Origin of the sequence: Arcanobacterium hippocoleae (assembly GCF_031456295.1) — a bacterium.
In the GTDB taxonomy this organism is placed as follows: Bacteria; Actinomycetota; Actinomycetes; order Actinomycetales; family Actinomycetaceae; genus Arcanobacterium_A; species Arcanobacterium_A hippocoleae.
Window position 1 is genome coordinate 1,849,990 of sequence record NZ_JAVDUJ010000001.1, and the last position, 20,809, is coordinate 1,870,798.

The 20,809-nt window shown below is 48.2% G+C and carries 15 protein-coding genes and 3 tRNA genes; 15 read left to right on the forward strand and 3 right to left on the reverse strand.

Annotated elements, in window-relative coordinates:
• The first annotated feature begins 3 nt into the window (after positions 1-3).
• The 11 genes from mtrB to J2S36_RS07775 all read left to right on the forward strand — a co-directional run bounded on the left by mtrB (position 4) and on the right by J2S36_RS07775 (position 11,563).
• Complete coding sequence (gene mtrB, locus J2S36_RS07725; protein ID WP_309957144.1) at positions 4-1,857, forward strand: MtrAB system histidine kinase MtrB; 1,854 nt, start codon at positions 4-6, stop codon at positions 1,855-1,857.
• On the forward strand, positions 1,844-3,580 hold the full coding sequence (locus J2S36_RS07730) for an LpqB family beta-propeller domain-containing protein (RefSeq protein ID WP_309957146.1): 1,737 nt from the start codon (positions 1,844-1,846) through the stop codon (positions 3,578-3,580). Before mtrB ends, J2S36_RS07730 begins: the two co-directional genes overlap by 14 nt.
• A gap of 128 nt (positions 3,581-3,708) precedes the next feature.
• Positions 3,709-4,560, forward strand: coding sequence for a ComF family protein (locus J2S36_RS07735; protein ID WP_309957148.1), 852 nt, complete (start codon positions 3,709-3,711; stop codon positions 4,558-4,560).
• Positions 4,561-4,876: 316 nt separating this feature from the next.
• Positions 4,877-5,551: a ribosome hibernation-promoting factor, HPF/YfiA family gene (gene hpf, locus J2S36_RS07740; RefSeq protein ID WP_309957150.1), complete on the forward strand. Its 675-nt coding sequence runs from the start codon at positions 4,877-4,879 to the stop codon at positions 5,549-5,551.
• A gap of 193 nt (positions 5,552-5,744) precedes the next feature.
• A complete protein-coding gene (locus tag J2S36_RS07745; protein WP_309957152.1) occupies positions 5,745-7,133 on the forward strand; it encodes an FAD-dependent oxidoreductase in 1,389 nt (462 codons plus the stop codon).
• 150 nt (positions 7,134-7,283) lie between these two features.
• Positions 7,284-7,364: transfer RNA gene (locus J2S36_RS07750), tRNA-Tyr, on the forward strand.
• Between the two features lie 88 nt (positions 7,365-7,452).
• Positions 7,453-7,525, forward strand: a tRNA-Thr gene (locus J2S36_RS07755).
• 32 nt (positions 7,526-7,557) lie between these two features.
• Positions 7,558-7,631 (forward strand) — tRNA-Met (locus J2S36_RS07760).
• A gap of 51 nt (positions 7,632-7,682) precedes the next feature.
• Complete coding sequence (gene rpmG, locus J2S36_RS07765) at positions 7,683-7,853, forward strand: 50S ribosomal protein L33 (RefSeq protein ID WP_309957154.1); 171 nt, start codon at positions 7,683-7,685, stop codon at positions 7,851-7,853.
• Positions 7,854-8,754: 901 nt separating this feature from the next.
• On the forward strand, positions 8,755-10,179 hold the full coding sequence (locus J2S36_RS07770) for a hypothetical protein (protein ID WP_309957156.1): 1,425 nt from the start codon (positions 8,755-8,757) through the stop codon (positions 10,177-10,179).
• Positions 10,180-10,387: 208 nt separating this feature from the next.
• Positions 10,388-11,563 (forward strand): UDP-N-acetylmuramate dehydrogenase, encoded by a 1,176-nt coding sequence (locus tag J2S36_RS07775; protein WP_309957157.1) that lies wholly within the window; start codon positions 10,388-10,390, stop codon positions 11,561-11,563.
• A gap of 40 nt (positions 11,564-11,603) precedes the next feature.
• On the opposite strand, the gene J2S36_RS07780 is transcribed toward J2S36_RS07775, so the two are convergent.
• The 3 genes from J2S36_RS07780 to J2S36_RS07790 are packed head-to-tail and all read right to left on the reverse strand — an operon-like array spanning position 11,604 to position 14,503.
• Positions 11,604-12,395 carry an esterase/lipase family protein gene (locus J2S36_RS07780; RefSeq protein WP_309957158.1) on the reverse strand — a complete coding sequence of 264 codons (792 nt, stop codon included), beginning with the start codon at positions 12,393-12,395 and terminating at the stop codon, positions 11,604-11,606.
• A 36-nt stretch (positions 12,396-12,431) separates the two neighbouring features.
• On the reverse strand, positions 12,432-13,340 hold the full coding sequence (locus J2S36_RS07785; RefSeq protein ID WP_309957159.1) for an alpha/beta fold hydrolase: 909 nt from the start codon (positions 13,338-13,340) through the stop codon (positions 12,432-12,434).
• A 59-nt stretch (positions 13,341-13,399) separates the two neighbouring features.
• Entirely contained in the window at positions 13,400-14,503 is a 1,104-nt protein-coding gene (locus J2S36_RS07790; protein ID WP_309957525.1) for an adenosine deaminase, read from the reverse strand.
• Positions 14,504-14,624: 121 nt separating this feature from the next.
• Between J2S36_RS07790 and J2S36_RS07795 the strand changes: the two genes are divergently transcribed.
• From J2S36_RS07795 to J2S36_RS07810, 4 genes are all read left to right on the forward strand, one after another.
• Positions 14,625-15,914 (forward strand): aminoglycoside phosphotransferase family protein, encoded by a 1,290-nt coding sequence (locus J2S36_RS07795; RefSeq protein WP_309957161.1) that lies wholly within the window; start codon positions 14,625-14,627, stop codon positions 15,912-15,914.
• Between the two features lie 178 nt (positions 15,915-16,092).
• Positions 16,093-17,346: a substrate-binding domain-containing protein gene (locus J2S36_RS07800; RefSeq protein WP_309957163.1), complete on the forward strand. Its 1,254-nt coding sequence runs from the start codon at positions 16,093-16,095 to the stop codon at positions 17,344-17,346.
• Positions 17,347-17,437: 91 nt separating this feature from the next.
• On the forward strand, positions 17,438-18,946 hold the full coding sequence (locus tag J2S36_RS07805; protein WP_309957165.1) for a sugar ABC transporter ATP-binding protein: 1,509 nt from the start codon (positions 17,438-17,440) through the stop codon (positions 18,944-18,946).
• A 12-nt stretch (positions 18,947-18,958) separates the two neighbouring features.
• Positions 18,959-20,644 (forward strand): ABC transporter permease subunit, encoded by a 1,686-nt coding sequence (locus J2S36_RS07810; protein ID WP_309957167.1) that lies wholly within the window; start codon positions 18,959-18,961, stop codon positions 20,642-20,644.
• Positions 20,645-20,809 lie beyond the last annotated feature (165 nt).

Sequence of the window (20,809 nt, forward strand, 5' to 3'; positions counted from 1 at the left end):
GTAGTGAGCGAGAGAGCTCTCATTGACGCAGCAGCTGCACATCGTGAACAAACTATGATTGCTCCTGATACTGAGGCGAATAATGGTGCGGCTGTGCGCGGATCTGCAGCAGATTCCGCAGTGCAGCCGGCTGAAATCTTAAGCCCGTTTGAGAAGCTGGCTTCGATGATTGATCGAGTGCAGGACGCCTGGGCTTCATCTTTGCAGATTCGGGTGGCGGCATCCATTGTGACGGGCGGTTTATTGATTACGGTGCTTGCCGGGATCTTGATCACGAGCCAGTTGAGTGCTGCTATTTTTCAGCAGTCTACGACATCTTATGTGGAGCAGTTCAGTGCGGATGCGAATACTGCACAAGCTAATTTTTCGGCTTCTGCAGCTCCCACTTCAGGTCAGACGCAGCAAGTAGCAAACGATCTCGTTTCAAAGATGTATGATCCCAATCGCGGTTTGCTTGGTGCGCTGCTGGTAAGTTCACAAGGGCAAAGTACGAGTGGAAATCAGATCATCGAACCAGCCACGGCTTCAGCCACTCGGATTCGCTCCCTGATCACTCCGCAATTAAAACATGCAGTTGAAAAATCAAAAGATGTCGCATGGCAGTCAGTGAAATTGATTTCCCCCGAAGGCCTGACGGTACCAGGGGTGCTCATGGGCACGTCAATTTATATTCCAAATTCGGGGCAGTACGAATTTTACGCAGTATTCTCTTTGGAAACTCAGCAAAAACTTTTGCAAACTACGCAGCGTGTACTTGCTGTTGCGGTATTGATATTTGGCGTTTTGATTGGGCTGCTCACTTACGCAATTTTACGTTTAGTGTTACGTCCAGTTCATGCAGCGGCAGAAAATGCACAGCATTTGGCTGAGGGAGAATTTGATACGCGGATGGAAGTAAAAGGCAAAGATGAGTTGGCGCAGCTGGCGAAATCTTTTAACCAGATGGCTGAATCTTTGGAGCGCCAGTTTGGGAAATTAGAGCGGATGTCTGCATTGCAAACAAACTTTGTCTCGGCTGTCTCTCATGAGTTGCGTTCGCCGGTGACCACAATGCGGATGGCTGGTCAGCTAATTTACGATAAGCGTGAAGAACTTCCGCCGTTGCTGAAGCGTTCAGCGGAATTACAGCACGATCAAGTGATTAACCTCGAATCAATGCTTGCCGATTTGCTGGAGATTTCGCGTTATGACGCAGGAGCGATGGCGCTTTCCACACAGACTACAAACATTGAAACATTAACGCGGAAAGTAGTTGCGTCCCTTGATCCGCTTGCCGTCGATAATGGGGTAGTGGTGCGAATGGAATTTGCGGGCGAATTACAGGCAGAAATTGAACCGCGTCGAATTGAACGGGTGATCCGTAATCTAGTGGTGAACGCATTGGAGCATGCCGAAGGAAATCCAGTAAAAGTAAGTGTTGTCGCTAATGAGACGGCAGTCGCGCTGCAGGTGCAAGATCGCGGTATTGGGTTGAGCGATGAGCAGGCAGCACACGTATTTGATCGATTCTGGCGTGCTGATTCTTCACGAGTGCGAAAGACTGGCGGTACTGGGCTTGGGTTGACGATCGCTCGGGAAGATGCGCTAATTCACGGGGGGATGCTCGAAGCCGTCGGCGAATTGGGTGTGGGCTCGGTATTTCTACTCACTTTCCCGAAGATCCCGGGAGCTCCTTATAATCGACCGCTGCCTTTAGTGAAACCGATTGCGCCGGAAGTGGGAGAAGTAGCGGTCGAAACTGATTCCCGGATCGATACACAACTCGCAGACGTGCCACTTGATGTGGCAGATCCGCCTGCTGCGGAAAATGATTCGGAAGATGCACAGAATCCGGAGGTGGAAAGTGAACGCGATTAAACGGCAGCATAATTCCCGTCAGCAATCTGGAAAGAAGATCTTGCTGGGAAGTATTGTGCTTGCGTTGAGCCTCCCGTTGAGTGCTTGTTCTGGGCTTCCGACAAATGGTGATGTGCAGGTAGTTGAGCGTGTGGCACAACGCGAAGGCGGTGTGGTGCTCGATCCGAAAGGTCCGGCGAAAGGAGCGACGGCGGAGCAGGTAATTGCTGGTTTTTTGCGTGCAGCTTCAGTGGGCTTAACTGATAATTTTCAGGCGGCACGGCAATTTCTCACCGCTGATATGGCAAGGAAGTGGGATCCGCTGAGTGCAGTGCGGATCTATCCTGATACGCAATCGTATTCGTCTTCGCAAACTCCTGCTGGCGCCTACCGTGTCTCAGTTCCCACGATTGGTTCTGTGGATGCTGATGGGATTTATACCCCGGCGAGCAAGGAATCACAGCTGACAAATGAGTTTTCGCTGATTCGGAATCCCGATGGTGAGTGGCGTATTGCCGTCCTTGATGACGGGATGATGATGTCGCGTGCATTATTTAATTCGCTCTATATTGAGGCGCCGCTGTATTTTCCGAGCCATATCGGAAAAGATTTAGTAGCAGATGTGCGGTGGTATCCGCGGCAAGGCTTGGTTAGTTCAATTGCACGTGGGATCGCGAAGGGGCCGGCAAAGTGGATTTCCCCAGCTGTGCGTGTGGTGATGCCACCAGATGTGTTAGTTTCAGGTTCACAAGTTCGCAGTAGTGATTCGGTTGCGGTAGTTGATCTTTCGGCAAATGCGACAGCTCTGCCGCAGGAAACGATCATGATCCTGCAAGCACAATACCGCCATAGTTTCAGTGCAGCTGGAGTTGCTCAAGATGTCATTATCACTGCTTCTGGTGTGCAAATTTCTGGTGAATCGCAAATTGATTTACAAACTTATGCGCTGCAAGACTCGCCACTGGTTGGGATACAAGATGGAAGTGTAGTCCGCATTTCACGCAATAAGCAGCAAATTTTGCCCGTCATGCCAAGCGAAATAATAAAGAGCTTGGGGCTGCGTGATTTAACACTTGCGTATGGGGAGAGCTTGAGCTTTGGCAGTGCATTAGATGATTCTGGAAGTACGCTCTACCGCTTGGATTTTTTCCAAAAGACAGTGCAAAGCCTGCTGAAAGGCACGCAATTGATCGCTCCGAGTATTGATAAATTTGGTTGGATTTGGAGTGGAGAGCAGCAGTCGCGTGGTGATTTGCTCGCGATCGAGGTGAAAAGTGGCGCTACAGTGCAGGTGAAAGTGCCTGAATTAGCAGGGGTGAAGGTTAAGTTTGTGAAGATTTCGCGCGAGGGGGCACGCGCGGTGATTGCCTATGAGCGTGACGGCGCGATAATGCTGGCTGCTGCTGCGCTCACGCGTAGTTCGAGTGGGCAGCCGCAGGCGTTAGGGCAATTGCTGCATTTTGATCAGTGGCTGGCAGATGTGGCTGATTTGGCTTGGATTGATGAAACGAATCTGGCGGTACTTGGGCATAGTACAGCGCAAAGCACTGATGCGCTGCTGCTGGTGCAAATCGGCGGGCCGTCAGAAACTTTGAATGTGCTCAATGATCCAGTTGGTTTAACGGCTGGGCATGGGAAGAATTCGATTGTTTTGGCAGATAAATCAGATGTGCTTTACGAATATGATTCTGGAGCATGGCGGCGTTTTACGGCCGGCGTTAAAGATCCAGCAATGGCTGGATGAGCAGAAAGTGTATTGATCGCTTTCGAGAGTTAGTTGCTGTTTTTCCACAGTGAATGTTTTTGCTGGCGAAATCCACTTTTTTGGGCGCACCAAAATTCGTTTTTTGCAAGATCGCTTACGCTGCATTTATGAGCATGATTGCAAAACTGACGCGGAATATTCTTGATTTGGTATTTCCATGTGCTTGTGTCATATGTGGTAAGGCTGATGCAGAATTATGTTCGTCTTGCCAGGAGAAAATTGTTCCGAACTGGCAGCGGGTAGATGCCGGAGCCAGCTATTTGACTACTCCAGTTCCGCAAGAGAGTATTGTGCCAAATAATTTTAGGCTAAATCTGGGCGGAAGATCTTTTCCGGAATCGGATTTCCGGGCAATTTTCCCCGTATATACGCCGTATCGTTATCGCGGTACGGTAAAAGAGCTGATCGTGAGTTGGAAGCATACGAATTTACGTGATTTGGAACGGCAAATATTGCGGCTGTGGGATGCGGATTTACGCCAGTTGCAGCAAATGCTGGCAGCTGCGGATATGGATTTGCGATCTCTGTTTCCGCAGCTTGATTGTACGCGTGAGATGATAGTTGTGAATGCCCCTTCAGGGTTTCGGCGGAGGTATGACGGGCAGTTGATCGCGTGGAAACTTGCGCTCACACTTGCTGCTGTGTTCGCTGCGCAACCACAGGACGCATTACGAAAAAAGTTGCATTTCAAACGGAGCTTAAGCAGATTTTTGCGGCATCTGTGCACGCAGCAATATGCGGTGGCGAATTTATCTCTTCGGCACGAAAAAATTGCTGATTCGTATGCGGTTTTAGATTTACAAGGAAAGCAGGTGCTGCTGGTTGACGATGTTTTGACTACTGGTGCAACTTTGCTTGGCAGTGCGCGGGCGGTAACTGCAGCTGGAGGAATCGTGATTGGCGCGATTTGTTTTGCAAACGCAGTTTTCAACGAAAATTCCTGCAGCAAAGTGCTGTAATTTTTCGTTACTTGGGACTAAAGCGCCTGGTTAAAGTGGTAATTTTGGTTTTCCGCGGAAATTTAGAGTTAAATTCTGCGCCGAGAGCAGAAAAAATCGTGGGGCAGCTCACAAATGATGCTTTTGGTGTTAAAGTTTTAAACACAAGAAATTAATTCAAGGTTTACGAAAAGACTGTTTCTAGTGTTGGAGGCGAGTTTTAGCTTACGGATTTAGCTGATAGTTTCTTGAAATTGATTCTTTGCAGCAGCTGATCCGTCTTGAATCTGATTCCTTGTGTTGTTGCATTTTCAATGGCGAGAAGTTGGAGGTCATCGTGGAATTTGTAGTAAAAGGGCGGAATGCCGAGATTTCAGAAAGTTTCCGCGAGCATGTTACAGAAAAGCTGTCAAAGATTGAGCTTTTTGCTCCTCGTGCACAGCGTGTAGAGGTGGAAGTAACACATGAACCAAATCCTGCACAGGCTGAATTTTCCGAAAAAATCGAAATTACTTTGCGTGATCGCGGGCCGGTAGTGCGAGCTGAAGCAAAATCGGCAGATCGGCTCAGTGCGCTTGATCTGGCAGCAGAAAAATTGATCGAGCAATTGCGGCGTGCGAATGAGCGGCGGAAAGATCATCATCGCCGGGGTGCAAAGATCGATTCAGGGGAGATGGAACTGGATTTTGAAGCGCTTTTCAGTTCTCTTACTCCGCAAAAAGAAACAGAAGTAGTAGTGGAAGAATCGGAGGCAGTACCCACGAAGCCTGGTGAAGCTACTGAAACTCAACTTGGTGACTCTCCTGTTGTGGTGCGCCAAAAGCTATATGAAGCAAAACCGATGACGGTTGATCAGGCGCTTTACGAGATGGAACTTGTGGGGCATCCATTTTACCTTTTCATTGATGCGCAGACGCACCAGCCGTGCGCGGCTTATCGGCGGCATGGCTGGACGTACGGCGTGATTCGGCTTGATGCAAAAACGAGTGAGTTTGGTCGTGGAGTAGAATGAGCGCAGTGCTGCAAAAGATTTTGTAGTTAGCGGTAAAACTGAATTGAGATGTTGGCGGCAGGGATGGATTTTGACGAATTCATCACCTGCCGCCAACTGTTTCTGTACCTTCTGCGATTGCCTTTGTAAAATGGTGGAGAATTAGTTCCGCTCTATCAGCGCCCGTATCGGGCAGACAAAGAAAGTAAAGACATTGACGAATCGCCCACTCCAAGTTGCAGTTATTGGCGCTGGCCCAGCTGGCATTTACGCTTCTGATATCCTTGCGAAATCAGATGTGGATGCACAGATTGATTTATATGAAAAACTCCCGGCTCCGTATGGTCTGGTGCGTTATGGGGTGGCCCCGGATCATCCCCGGATCAAGCAGATTATCAAGGCGCTTTACAATATTTTGCAGCGGGGCGATATTCGCTTGGTTGGAAATGTGGAAGTTGGTAAGGATCTCAGCTTCGATGAGTTGCACAAACACTATGATGCAATCATTATCGCCACTGGTGCTGATCGCGACCGTCCGTTGCATATTCCGGGCGCGGATTTGCCTGAAGTGTATGGGGCTTCGGAATTTGTGTATTGGTATGACGGGCATCCCGATGTGCCGCGCACTTGGCCGTTAGCGGCAAAGGAAGTGGCTGTGATTGGTGTTGGAAATGTAGCTCTTGATGTGGCGCGTGTATTGGCAAAGCATCCTGATGATTTGCTGACTACCGAGATTCCGCAAAATGTGGAGGAAGGTTTGCGGCAATCGCCGATTACTGATGTGCATGTATTTGGACGGCGTGGCCCAGCGCAAGTGAAATTTACGCCAATGGAGTTGCGTGAACTTGGCGAAGTGCCAGATGTGGATATTATCGTCTATGAAGAAGACTATGACTATGACGAAGCTTCGCAGGAAGCTGTTGAGAAATCAAAGATGACTCGGCAAGTGGTGAATATTCTCACCGATTATTTACTGGATCAGGAGGAGCCAAAGACGGCTTCGCGCCGGATTCACCTGCATTTATTGCAGCAACCGGTTGAGATCTTGGGTGATACACACGTGACCGGGATCCGAATGGAGCGGACTGCGCTGCAGGGGGATGAAACGGTTGCAGGTACTGGTGAATTTATCGATTATCCGGTACAGGCGGTGTATCGTGCGGTGGGATATTTCTCTTCGCCGATTCCGGGTGCGCCTTTTGACGGTACGCGTGGGGTAGTGCCAAATCAAGGTGGGCGCGTGACGCGCACGGTCAATGGCGAAACAATAACTGGACTTTATGCGACGGGCTGGATCAAGCGTGGGCCGGTCGGGCTGATTGGTTCGACTAAATCTGATGCGCAAGAGACGATTGCGAATTTGGTGGCAGATTATGAAGCGGGATTATTGCACGCAACCAGCCAGGATACGGGTTGGGTAGCAATGCAGCAGCTCCTTGAAAATCGTGGCGTGAGATACACCACTTGGCATGGTTGGGAATTGCTTGAAGAGTATGAAAAGTCTTTAGGCGAAGCAAAAGGGCGTGAACGGATCAAAGTGGTGGAACGTGAAACGATGACGGCGATTTCCCGCAATGAGCCGCACGATGGCAAGCTCTATTAAAGGTTTTGGCAACTATTCTTGCCAACATCTGAGATGTGGGTGAGATCTGGCTTTAGGCATAGCGTCACATTTTTCGATATTGGTTTGACATCATGCCGGGGTGGAGTGCTAATCTAGATGCTCGTGAGTGAAACTTATTTGCTCACGATCGGCGGGTTTGCAGAGCGGCCAAATGCAGGTGACTGTAAATCATCTCCTTCGGGTTCGGGGGTTCGAATCCCTCACCCGCCACTATTCGCATTACGGTGATTAGCTTCACCTCGCAGTAATGCGAAACTGTTGGAATTTTACTGCGGAAATTGGTAAGGTTTTCAACGCTGCCCCGATAGCTCAGTCGGCAGAGCATCTCCATGGTAAGGAGAAGGTCAAGGGTTCGATTCCCTTTCGGGGCTCTAATCGTTTCTCAAATCCTGAGAGATGATGCGGCGGGGTAGCTCAGTTGGTCAGAGCGCACGACTCATAATCGTGAGGTCGCGGGTTCAAACCCCGCCTCCGCTACGACGAGAAGCAATCCCGCTTCCCGGACAAACCGAACGTGAGGACTAAACAGTGGCTAGCAAGTCAGCAGACGTTCGCCCCAAGATCACCCTCGCATGCGAGGTTTGCAAGGAGCGTAACTACATTACAAAGAAAAACCGTCGCAACAACCCAGATCGTCTTGAGTTGAAGAAGTTCTGTGCGCGTTGCAACCAGTCAACTACTCATCGTGAAACGCGATAAGTAAATCTGGATATTACGGGTTGAATTCGTTCTTCTCGCTAATCTTTCGCAAACTCCTGCAAGGATCTCTTGCAGGAGTTTTTGTCTATCTTGGCTTTAGATGGGGCACACTTTCGATCCGCTAGCTGATTTTTGGGCGGGGATTGGGTTGATGGTTAGTCTGTGCTGTGCTGATGCAGCTGGATTCGCTTCGCGCCGCAGTTGGCAAAGATCGAGAATTTAGACTGCTTTCCTGTAAGGCTGCACTACGCGAAGATGGACGAAATAGTCGTTGAGTCGTTGGTCTAAAGTGTGACTTTTATAAAAGCGATGACAATAATGTGAAAATTGTTTATTATGTAAATAAAGATAATCATTTTATAGTTGGGATAGACGTGCGGATGCATCTTGGTTTTATTGACGTTCGGGGGGGGGGGGGCTCCCGCTCTTGTTCTGCCGTGTAAGTCTCTTTCCCAATATTTTAGATATCAAAACGGTTGCATTAATTTAGATTTTTCTGCGCGCTTTCATCTCCGTTCCCTTTTTATATCGCGGCACTGCGTAAAAATGCCGCGATATTTTGGTATCAATTTTCAATTTTTTGTTGCGCAATGTGCAAAAACTCAATCAATGCTGGGCGTGCTGTGTGATGCGGTTATGTTCCGGCAGTGGCGTGCGCGATTTTTCGGAAAAGAAAGAATGGTAGCTCCGCTGAGAGTGTAGTACCTTGCGGCTTTATTTTGGCTAAGTTTTTCTGAACGAGCTGTAGCAGAATGTTGCAGCACATATTTAATCGTGAGGATTTTCAATGACAGAATGGCATTTCTCCGAAATTCTATTCCTGCTTTGTGCAATTGCCTCAACTCATTGAGAACTTCATTTTGTAAACAACACATTTATATAACACAAGGAGATGATCGTTATGAAACGACTTCGGATTCCTGCTGCTCTCGCACTGGGTGCTCTGCTGGCTTTGTCAGGAGGGACATCTGTTGCCCTTGCAGCTCCTCCCGCATCCACCGTAACTGCCTCTAAAGATTTCCATGTTTATCCGATTTCTGAGGGTGAAAACATTATTATGGGTAAAGATACCCCAGGTAATGGTAATACAGTCACAGTGAAGCTTCCTGGTGGGCAAAGTAAATCCGTCCCGGTTAATGGAGGCGGGTACTGGTTTTACACAGTTCCGAAAGGTACAGTGCTTCAGCATGGGCAAACAGTGACCTTAACAGATTCCAAAAAACATCAAACTTCCGTGACAATTGGTAAGAAAACTGTTGTGAATCAGCCTGTCGAAGGGCAGGATATTGTGACGGGCACGGCTCAACCTGGCACGTATTTGACAGTTACAGTTCGTGATAAGAAGCAAAATAGCGCTATTGTCGATATCGCTGTTAAGACTATTGCTGGTAATAACGGAGAATGGTCCACCCTTATTGGTCGAGCTTTGAATGTTGGGGAAGAAGTAATTGTTTCTCAGTCATACAAAGAAAACATTACGAAAGAAGTAAAGGCTAAGGAGTCACAGAATGTGACAGTGTCTGTTGTTTACAATAAGTTGCGTGCAGATGGTGGTTTTGAACAGATTCCTGGTACGGGTCGGGTTGCTGTATTGTCTCAGCCATCATTGTCTCCTGATGGTTCTAATCTGAAGATTGATTTGACTGGTTTTGAAAAGTTGACTGTTAAAGGTCTGCCGTGGAATTTAATTGACGTGAAGTTCCCTGATGGTATAACAGCTGATCCTAATTCTCCACGTAAGGGTGAAATTAATCGTCGTCTTGATGGAGAACTTGTAATTAACCTTATTTACGAGAAGGGTTATGCTTCTGTTACTCCTTTGACTCAGTCGGAGAAGCCTGCGGTGGATAAGTTTTCGGGTAATGCTTTGACTCAGCCAGAGAAGCCTGCGGTGGATAAGTTTTCGGGTAATGCTTTGACTCAGCCAGAGAAGCCTGCGGTGGATAAGTTTTCGGGTAATGCTTTGACTCAGCCAGAGAAGCCTGCAGTGGATAAGATCTCTGGTACGCCGCTGGTTCAGCCGGAGAAGCCGAAGGGTGAAATTGGTATTTCTGGTGCTCCATTGACTCAGCCAGAGAAGCCTGCAGTGGATAAGATCTCTGGTACGCCGCTGGTTCAGCCAGAGAAGCCGAAGGGTGAAATTGGTATTTCTGGTGCTCCATTGACCCAGCCAGCCAAGCCTGCATTGGATCCGAATAAGGTGAAAGCAGCGAAGACCCCTGAGCTGAGCAAGACGGGTGCTGATGTTGAAGGCTTATTAGCTGGTTCCCTTGCACTCATTATTCTGGGCGGTGCAGCTTTCGCAGCTCGCCGCAAGTTTAGCTAAGCTGAAAGCAGCGATCTGCAAGCGAATCGATCCTGATGCCGGGAAAGAAATTCCAGGCTGAAGGTAACAAGGGTTGCGGGCGGAATCCGAGAGGATTTCATCCGCAACCCTTTTCCCACTTTTTCAGAATGATTGTTTTAGCAAAGCGCGAAAAGTATCGCTTTGCTCACCTAAGCGAGATTGCAATAGCTGCGGTAGTCTTGAAGTTATGAGTTGTATGATTCCAGAGCATTACGAACCTGTACACACGATCCCAGCACGGCAGGCGATGCGTTATTTTCCGCAAGCGCGTACATTAGCTGAAATGACTACAATCGGCGTCGGCGGTTCCGTTGCAAAAGTTGCGAATGTGCATTCTCGTGAAGAATTTATTGCAGCACTAACCGAAACTGTCGAAAATGCAGAAGAATTGCTTGTCGTCGGAGGCGGTTCAAATATCCTTGCCAGCGATGCTGACTTTCCAGGCACAGTTGTACACGATACACGTGCGGAAATTGAAATCTTAAGTGAAGATTCCTGCGGCGGGGCACGGATGCGTGTAAGCGCAGGTACACCTTGGGATGAAGTCGTAGTTTACGCGATTGAGCACGGTTGGATGGGGCTCGAATGCCTCTCAGGAATTCCTGGTACAGCCGGTGCGGCTCCGGTACAAAATATTGGTGCCTACGGGCAGGACGTTTCCGGCACAATCGCTGCTGTCCGCACTTTTGATCGCAAATACTGCACCCAACGTACTTTTTTCCGAAGTGATTTAGATTTCGGATATCGCTATTCCGTCTTAAAAGAATCAATTTTGAGCGGACGATGGGGGAAATCTCCGCGTTGGATCGTGCTTGATGTAGAGTTTCAGCTGCGCCGCGCGACGCTCAGCGAACCGATTCAATATGCCCAACTTGCTGCATATCTTGGGGTGGAGGTCGGAAAAAGAGTACCGGCAACGGATGTGCGGGCAGCAGTACTTGAATTACGCGCAGGAAAAGGAATGGTCCTCGATGATTCCGATCGCGATACCTATTCGCTTGGATCTTTCTTCACAAATCCAGTTTTGGATGTGGAAGCTGCGCGAAATCTTCCAGAAGCTGCTCCCCGTTTTACGGTACGTGATAATTCTGCGATAAATCAGATCGGTGCAGCCGCACCGAAAATTCCTGGTCAGGTAAAAACTTCTGCAGCATGGCTCATTGCACACGCAGGATTCAATCCGGGCTTTCGCATTTCTGCTCACGCATCACTCTCGACAAAACACGTACTGGCTTTAACAAACCGGGGGCAAGCCACTGCTACCGAAATTGGGGAGCTTGCACGGAAGATCAAAGCTGAAGTTGCTGCAAAATTTGGGGTCACTCTCGAAGCTGAGCCGATCACAATTGGAATTGAAATCTAGTGCCATTTCCTAGTTTTCACGCGTATTTCTCGCGACGTGGCTAAAATGGATCATCTTTTGGATCTGGAATTTGCGCGCGCAACTGCAAAATCGCAGTCTTTACTGCCGCGATTCCATCACGGTGATAAAGCGGACGAAAATGCCCACTTTGTGATAAATGCAGATTGGCAGCGCCGGAAAGCGTTGATCCTTGTGGCACATGGAAATCCCAATGTGGGGAAATCGCGATAATTCTTTCATTGATTTGTGAGTTCAACTCTTCTGACCACGGGGTTGATAAATCCTGACCACCAGGAAGCAAGGCCCGAAGCGGATGATGCGGTGGAAAAATCTGTGCTCGCTGGGATCCATTCCAGGGGGTAGCAAATGCTACCAGCCCGTATACATTTGGCAGCCGCGCAGCCAATACTGCACGCCCAACAAGACCGCCTTTCGAGTGCGCAAGTAAAATAATCGGCTGCTTGATTTCGCGAATTTCGGAAATCACGATTCTCGCCAGCTCTGCTACCGGAGGCTGCATTTGGCGGAGCTGCTTCGTGTTTATATTGTAAAGCTCGTATTCAGATAACTTACGGCGCAAATAACGGAAATATGCTTCGCCTTCATAAATCCCAGGAATACAAACAATCAGTGGCGAATCAGACCATTTTGCTGGTAGCTCTGCAGAAGCTACTGTGCGTTTTGAGCCTTGTTTTATTTTTTCCAGATCCGGATGCTTGCGTCGTACCAGCGAGTTGAGAGAAAACATTTTTGGCAATGCCGGGCACGGAAGCGCATGGCTGAGATACCAAGTGTAATCTTGGATCATCTGCGAGCCATGATTGGCGACCAAGCAAATTTTTTGCTTTATCTTGCCGAGCTGAAACATTTAATGAGTACTCCATTTCGAGTGCTTCGCTGGCGACTCTGCTGCTGTAAAGTCTTCTTGCGCATCACTTTCAGTGCTCGTCATTAAACGTTCAATCGCCTGCGCCACTTGCTCGTCATGAGAATAGATAGTTGAATGTGCAGCATTGGAAATTCGCCCCGTCCAAGCTTCTCCTGCCGCACGGTCAGCAAGCTCGTTCAGCCAATATTGGGGTGCTAAATAATCTCGGGTACCGCTCAATACGGCAATCAAACTATGCGGATTTACATCTTGAATCCGCTGCTCAATCGGATAATCAAGCATCTGCGGAAGCAGCCTGACGAGCCAGGTTTTTACCGATCGCAGATACAACAAGGTAGCTACACGCACCAGATCGGCTTTTTCAAATATTGCTGATTGGAGATAGCGCGCCAAAACCCACCCAAAAGAACGTTCTTTAAGATTTACTGGCGGTCCAATCAGGCAAGCTCGTCGGAAATTATGATTTTGTGCCATCATTTCCGTCACGATTTGTGCACCCATCGAATGTCCGACGAGAATCACATTATCCGCGCTTGTAAGGGAAAGGATCGAATTGAGAATCGTGGCAAGCCGCGGAATATGCTGCGGCTTTTGCGAGAGCGGAAGGTTACCAAAACCAGGTAAATCGAATAAAATTACGCGCCCAAGCTCGCTCAATTCTTCGGCTAAAGGCAACATATATGTTGATGAAAGACCAATTCCGTGTACTAATACAAAGGTAACTCGCTTTGATGCAGCTTTTTGTAATGATGCTTTCAACACTGAATCGCGCGTACCAATACGCCGCATCCGCACAAAATCTCCGTCAACCTTCCACAGCGTAGTATAAATCGCGCCGATATTACCTTCCATGCCGAGAAAATCAATTGTTTGGGCTGGTAATTCCATCTTCTTCACTTCTTTCAAGTTATGACATTGTTTATTTGTGATGCGGTGTAGTTTCAGCTTTAGTGATCGGATTGTAGAGACGAATTTTTGGGTGTGCTTGCGAGAGTTGGAGGATCTGCGGAAGCGCACTGCTGCGATGCTTCATCTGAAGTGAGTAACCACGAATCTATTTCGCGATACCATTTTTGCTTATCTGAGGGGGAAGCGAGGGATGCTTCGATCGAGCAGCGGGCTAAAGTTGCCAGCTCTGAATCTGAAAAGCCGAGAATGGTCCGTGCTGCCTCATATTGTGCTGCTAAACGTGAACGGAAAAGTAGCGGATCATCTGCGCCCAGAGCGATTTTCACGCCTGCATCCAGCAAGTTTCGCAATGGAACATCCCCCAACTGCTGGTACACGCCAAGATGCACATTCGAGGCGGGGCAGACTTCTAGCGCGATTGATTGATCCACGATTTGCTGCAGGAGTGCAGGATCTTCAACTGCCCGCACCCCATGCCCGATGCGTGCAGGGTGGAGATGCTCCACAATTTCTCGCAAATGCTGCGGGCCAAGCAATTCTCCTCCATGCGGCACTGCCGCAAGACCAGCTTTCCGGGCAATCCTGAATGCTTTCGCCCATTGTGCCGTCTCACCACGCCGTTCATCATTGGAAAGTCCAAATCCTACGACGCATCCTGGTTCTGCACCAGCATATTTTGCTGCCAACCGTGCCAAAATCGCGGCATCAAGCGGATGCTTCATTCGTGATGCCGCTACGATGATCCCGATTTGGACACCTGTATCATGACTGGCTGCTTTTGCTGCATCAAGAACGATCTCCAGCGCAGGTGTGATGCCGCCAACGAATGGTGCGTATGAGGTCGGATCAATTTGGATTTCAAGCCGTTTCGACCCTTCCTGACGTTCATCTGCTGCGGCTTCGTGAATGATTCGCCGCATGGTAGATTCGCTGCGGACCACTTTGCGGGCAGCATCATAGGCACGCTGAAAGCGGAACCAGCCACGTTGATTTGCTGGTACATGTAATGCGGCATCGGCTGAAAAATTCTCCGGGAGGCGGATTTGCTGTGCTGCGGCAAGCTCCCGCAGCGTGGTAATGCGCATTGATCCAGTGAAATGTAAGTGCAGATGTGCTTTCGGAAGGGCTTTTAGATCGCGCATAAGTCTATCTTGCCAGTCGCTTTTGATCGGCTCAACTATTGCAAGCAATACTTTCCGGTAAGAGATACAGATACAAGGATGATGATTAGACACTAGACGTTTACTCGCATATAAAGGAACTATGTCCAAATCGATTCCTGCAGTTGCTGCTGTGCGCCCAAATCCGCAACGGGCGCAACAAGAACGTACCGATTTGGCATTATTGACTTCACAACGGGCAGGTGAAATGCTGCGTCTTGCGTATGCAGATTTAGGGATTTTGCGCTCGTGGAAAGTTCATCAGGTGCATCATCGCCCAGGTGCTGGAGTCTGTGTCGGCTATTCCATCGTAGTTGATACAAATCCTCCTTTTGCGCGTCGTGATTTATATGTACTTGCAGCGACGGCAAAAATTCAGGAAGAAAAAGTACTCGAAGTAGGGGGAAAGCGGCTCCGTCTGGGAAAAACCGCAGTAAATATTTGGGAATACCCGTATGATCCGGAATTACCAGCGCTTGCACTTGCCTGTGATGTCGAAAAAATGAGTGCTTATTTGGGGCAGCCGGTGGAATTAGAATTGATCGGTTACCGTCCGACGAGGCGGGCGGTAGTGCGTGTGGATCGGGTAGATCATCGCCCGCTTTTTGCCAAAGTGATCCGGCCAAGTATGCAGCAAGATTTTGAATATCGCTTACAAATCATGCAACGCGCTCGAATTGCTTGCCCACAAATTTATGCACGCGAAGTTGGAATTGTGTTGATGACGGCAATTCCAGGTGTGCCATTATCGCGTGTTCTTGCGCAGAGTTCGCGGCGCACCCCGAGTGAAAAGCGGATCACGAAAACAGCTGCACGCACAATTTTGCGTGATTTAGAAGAGATCAGTGCAGCGCTCCCGCAAACTGCGATTGCGCTGCGTGAGCGCCCCGCGTGGGTCGATCGTTGTGAACATTATGCTTCTGCTGCAGCGCTGACGCTCCCCAAGATGCAGTCGCAATGCACTCAAATCGCGAAAGATATTCGCTATCTTCTTGCTCGTGCAGATTTGGGTCCCAAAGTGCCTACGCATGGTGATTTTTACGAAGCAAATATTTATATTGATCCGCAAACACGGAAGATCTGTGGGCTGCTTGATTTAGACTCGCTCGGGCCAGGGTATCGTGTGCATGATTGGGGATGTTTGCTTGGGCATATGAGCGTGCTTCCGACACTTGCACCAAAAATTTATGACGGAGTGGCGCCAATTGTGGATGACTGGTATGAGCTACTTGGGTTCAGCGTTGATCCGGTAGCGCTGGCAGCATCTGCTGCAGGTACTGCACTTTCGCTTGTTGCTGGCGCACGAAAATCTCGTGCGGGCTGGAACACGGAAGCAATAAATCGGTTGACTGCTGCGCAGAGCTGGGTTGAACGTGGGTTTACGCAATTGTGATTAATTTGTCTCAAGAGTTAATTTTTCTTTAAATTAAAACTATTTTTTCGCATTTCAAAATGTGGAAAATATGGAAATAAAGCTGAGGCAAGTTTTCATTTCGTTTGGAGAGTGCTATTTTTAGAAGTGTCCAAAAATATGTGCGAGGAAGCACATCGAAGTTCCCAAAGGAGGGAATATGAAGAACATCTTCAAAGTGACAGCAGTAATCGCTGCATCGGCACTACTTGCAGCTTGTGGTGGTGGGTCTGCAGATACAGGCTCTGATAAGGGCGGCTCCACTGGCGGAAAGAACGCTGAGAAGCCATTGGTTTGGTTTAATCGTCAGCCATCAAATAGCTCTACTGGCGAACTGGATATGCAGGCACTGAAGTTCAACGACAAGACCTACTATGTGGGCTTCGATGCAACACAGGGTGCAGAACTGCAAGGCAAAATGGTTGCCGACTACATTACGGCAAACAAAGACAAGATCGATCGCAATGGTGATGGCACTGTTGGTTATGTGCTCGCGATTGGCGATGTTGGGCACAATGATTCGATCGCTCGTACTCGCGGTGTGCGCAAGGCTCTCGGCACTGGTGTTGAAAATGCTGGAAGCATTGATTCTGCTGCAGTTGGTACCAACGTTGATGGTTCGCAGAAAATTGTAAAGGACGGCGAAGTTGCTGGTCTGAAGGTGCGCGAGCTTGCTTCCCAGGAAATGAAGAACTCTGCAGGCGCTACTTGGGATGCAGCTACCGCAGGTAACGCAATTGCGACTTGGTCAGCTTCTTTCGGCGATCAGATCGATGTAGTGATTTCGAATAACGATGGCATGGGTATGGCAATGTTCAACGGCTGGTCAAAGGCTGAGAAGGTGCCAACTTTCGGTTACGATGCAAACTCCGATGCAGTGGCTGCAATCGCAGAAGGCTATGGCGGCACGATTTCACAACATGCTGATGTGCAGGCATATCTCACTTTGCGTGTGCTCCGGAATGCGCTTGACGGTGTAGACATCGATACCGGTATCGCCAAGGCTGATGCAGCTGGCAACGTACTTACCGATAAGGATTACAAGTATGACGAGCAGACCCGCTCTTACTATGCGTTGAACCTGGCAGTAACGGCAGATAATTACAAGGACTTCCTTGATTCCACTGTGATTTACGAACCAGTATCAAAGAAGCTTGATGCAGCAAAGAGCCCAGAGAAGAAGGTCTGGTTGAATATCTACAATTCAGCAGATAACTTCCTTGGTTCAACCTATCAGCCACTGCTAGAAAAGTATGATGATCTACTCAACCTGAAGGTTGAATACATTGCTGGCGATGGTCAGACCGAATCCAATATCACCAACCGTTTGGGTAACCCAGGCGCATATGATGCATTCGCAATCAATATGGTGAAGACGGATAACGCAGCTTCCTATACTGCGCTACTGAAGTAATCCAGTAACGTTACAGGCAGTAAATGATTCAGGGCTGTGAGGCGGAAGGCTCTTACAGCCCTGAATCATGGAATTAATCGAGGGAGAGGCAATGTCGGAAGTACGGGATGACGTCGTCTTGTCAATTCGGGGCATGTCGAAATCATTTGGGCGCAACCGCGTATTAGATCAAATTGATTTTGATGTGAAGCGAGGCTCAATTATGGGTCTGATGGGCGAAAACGGCGCAGGTAAATCAACAATGATGAAATGTCTTTTTGGAACCTACCAAAAAGACGAGGGCACGATTGTTTTAGACGGTCATGAAGTAGCTTTTTCTGGCCCGAAAGACGCACTCGAAAATGGTGTGGCAATGGTGCATCAGGAGCTCAACCAATGTCTTGAAAGGTCAGTAGTCGATAACCTCTTTTTGGGGAGGTATCCCACTAATTCGATGGGGATAATTGACGAAGCTCGGATGAAGAAAGAGGCTGCGATTCTCTTCCGAAACCTTGGGATGACGGTGAACCTCACTCAGCCAATGCATAATATGTCCGTATCAGCACGGCAGATGTGTGAAATTGCAAAAGCAATCTCATATAACGCCAAACTTATCGTGCTTGACGAACCAACATCTTCGCTCACTGAACCAGAAGTGCGGAAACTCTTTCAGATGATGCGAAAACTGCGTGATCAGGGAATTTCACTCGTCTACATTTCACATAAGATGGATGAGATCTTTGAAATCTGTGATCAAGTTTCAGTACTTCGCGATGGTAAGCTTGTCGCTACCAAAGATACTAAAGATACCAATCTGGATGAACTTATCGCTGCAATGGTGGGGCGCTCCCTGGAAAACAGATTCCCTCCGGTAGACAATGTGCCAGGCGAAACGATTCTCTCCGTACGCAATCTTTCCACGAAGTTTGCTCCGCATCTTACCGACATTAGTTTTGACGTGCGCAAAGGTGAAATTTTCGGGTTATACGGATTGGTTGGAGCCGGACGTAGTGAACTTTTGCAGACTATTTTTGGTACTCGCACTCGTGCAGCTGGGCGTGTGTATTACAACGACCGGTTGATGAACTTTGCGAATCCGAAAGAAGCAATGGATCACGGATTCGCGATGATCACCGAAGAACGCAAAGCAGATGGTCTCTTCTTGAAAGGCGATCTTACTTTTAACACGACGATTGCCAACCTCTCGCACTATAAAATCGGTATCGCGCTCTCTGAGAAAAAGATGACGCGAGCTACGCAGGATGAAATCAAAATCATGCACACCAAGTGCATGGGGCCAGATGACATGATTACTTCGCTATCTGGTGGAAACCAGCAGAAGGTGATTTTCGGTAAATGGCTTGAACGTAATCCAATCGTCTTTATGATGGATGAACCCACGCGCGGCATCGACGTTGGAGCGAAATACGAAATCTACGAGTTGATTATCAAAATGGCGAAAGAAGGTAAGACGATTATTCTCGTCTCCTCTGAAATGCCAGAAATTCTCGGCATCACAAATCGTATCGGTGTAATGTCTAACGGACATCTTGCAGGCATCGTAAATACCAAAGAAACTAACCAAGAAGAACTTTTGCAGCTCAGCGCAAAGTACCTGTAACGGAGGCATGAGATGAGCGAAACAACGACGGTGAATGCTTCCGGCATTCTTACCTTTGAACAAGAAGAACAGCTCCTGGCACCAATCAATGATCATATTGGAAAAATCCAGCAGAAAATTGATCAGCTGCGGAAAGATGGAACCTATAAAATTCAAGAACTGCGGAACCATATGCAGATAGTTAGTGAAGATAAGCATCTCACAAAACAAGAGCGAACCGCGCTGATCAATGCAGATAAAGAAGCATTGGCAATTGCGAAAAAGGTGGAAGTCGAAAATCGTCCGGAAGTGCAAAAGCTAGTGGGCGAAGCCGAAGCTTATCTGGAACAAAATTACGATGACAAATACTTAAAGCCGGTAGAAGCGTCAGTAAAAACTGAAAAGCTGCAGGCAAAGCGAGACTATGACCGGCAATTAGAAACATTGAAGCAAGATCATCTCAAGGCTCTTGCCGATATCAAGCAAAGCGGCTCAAGCGAAGTACAGCAAGAAATAAAAGACGAAAAATACGTATTCAAGAACAAATTATTTGATGCGAAGGTGCGTTATAAGCAGAAGCTTGAAGAGCTAAAAACTCGTCGCCATGAAGCTTTTGCGCATAAATACCATTTGATTGATTTGCTCCGCCTCTCACGTTTTTCGTTTATCCAAAATCAAAAGCAGCGCTGGGAAAACTACAAGTACACTTTCAATACAAAACAGTTCCTGCTGAATAAAGGTCTGTTTATTGTGATTGCGATCATCTTTGTGATCCTTGCAATCATCACTCCGATCTTGAAAGATACTTCGCTCTTTACCCAACAAAATATTCTGAATATCCTGCAGCAGGCATCACCACGAATGTATCTTGCACTCGGTGTGGCAGGTCTGATTTTGCTCACCGGTACCGATTTGTCGATTGGGCGAATGGTCGGTATGGGCATGGTAGCTGCAACAGTGATTATGCACGCTGGCCCGAATACCGGTACCGTTTTTGGAATCGCATTCGACTTTTCCTCGTGGGGGCTGATTACAAAGTCACTATTTGCGCTCTTAGTATGTATCATCCTCTCAGTACTCTTCACCTCAATTGCGGGGTTCTTTACCGCCCGCTTTAAGATGCATCCATTCATCTCCACAATGGCAAATATGCTGATCATCTTCGGTATCGTTACTTACGCTACAAAAGGTGTTTCCTTCGGAGCGATCGATCAGGCGATCCCGCAAACTTTCATCCCGACAATTGGTGGAATCCCAACCATTATCATTTGGGCAGTAATTGCGATCGCTGTCGTCTGGTTTATTTGGAACAAGACCAAATTTGGTAAGAATCTCTACGCCGTCGGTGGCAATCCAGATGCTGCAGCCGTCTCCGGTATTTCTGTCTTTTGGGTCACGATGGGCGCCTTTATGATGGCCGGTGTGCTTTACGGTTTTGGTTCCTGGCTGGAAGCATTGCGAATGGTTGGTTCCGGCTCAGCTGCCTACGGGCAAGGCTGGGATATGGACGCGATTGCTGCCTGCGTGGTTGGTGGTGTTTCCTTTACCGGCGGTATTGGTAAGATCTCCGGTGTCGTTACTGGTGTGACGATCTTTACGGCACTTACCTATGCATTGACGATTCTCGGTATTGATACGAATCTCCAATTCGTTTTCTCTGGAATCATCATCCTTGCTGCTGTCACCCTTGATTCGATCAAGTACGTACAGAAGCGGTAAATTAAAGCGATAAATCAAAAAAGCTAAAATGTTGGGCTGAAGCTTTTCTTCAGCCCAACATTTTAGCTTTTGCCAACGGTTTGGGTGCGAGATTTTCTTCCTGTGCCAAAAAGGGTGGGATGGCAAGGAGCAATTCACGCCTTGCCATCCCACCCTGGATTTGAA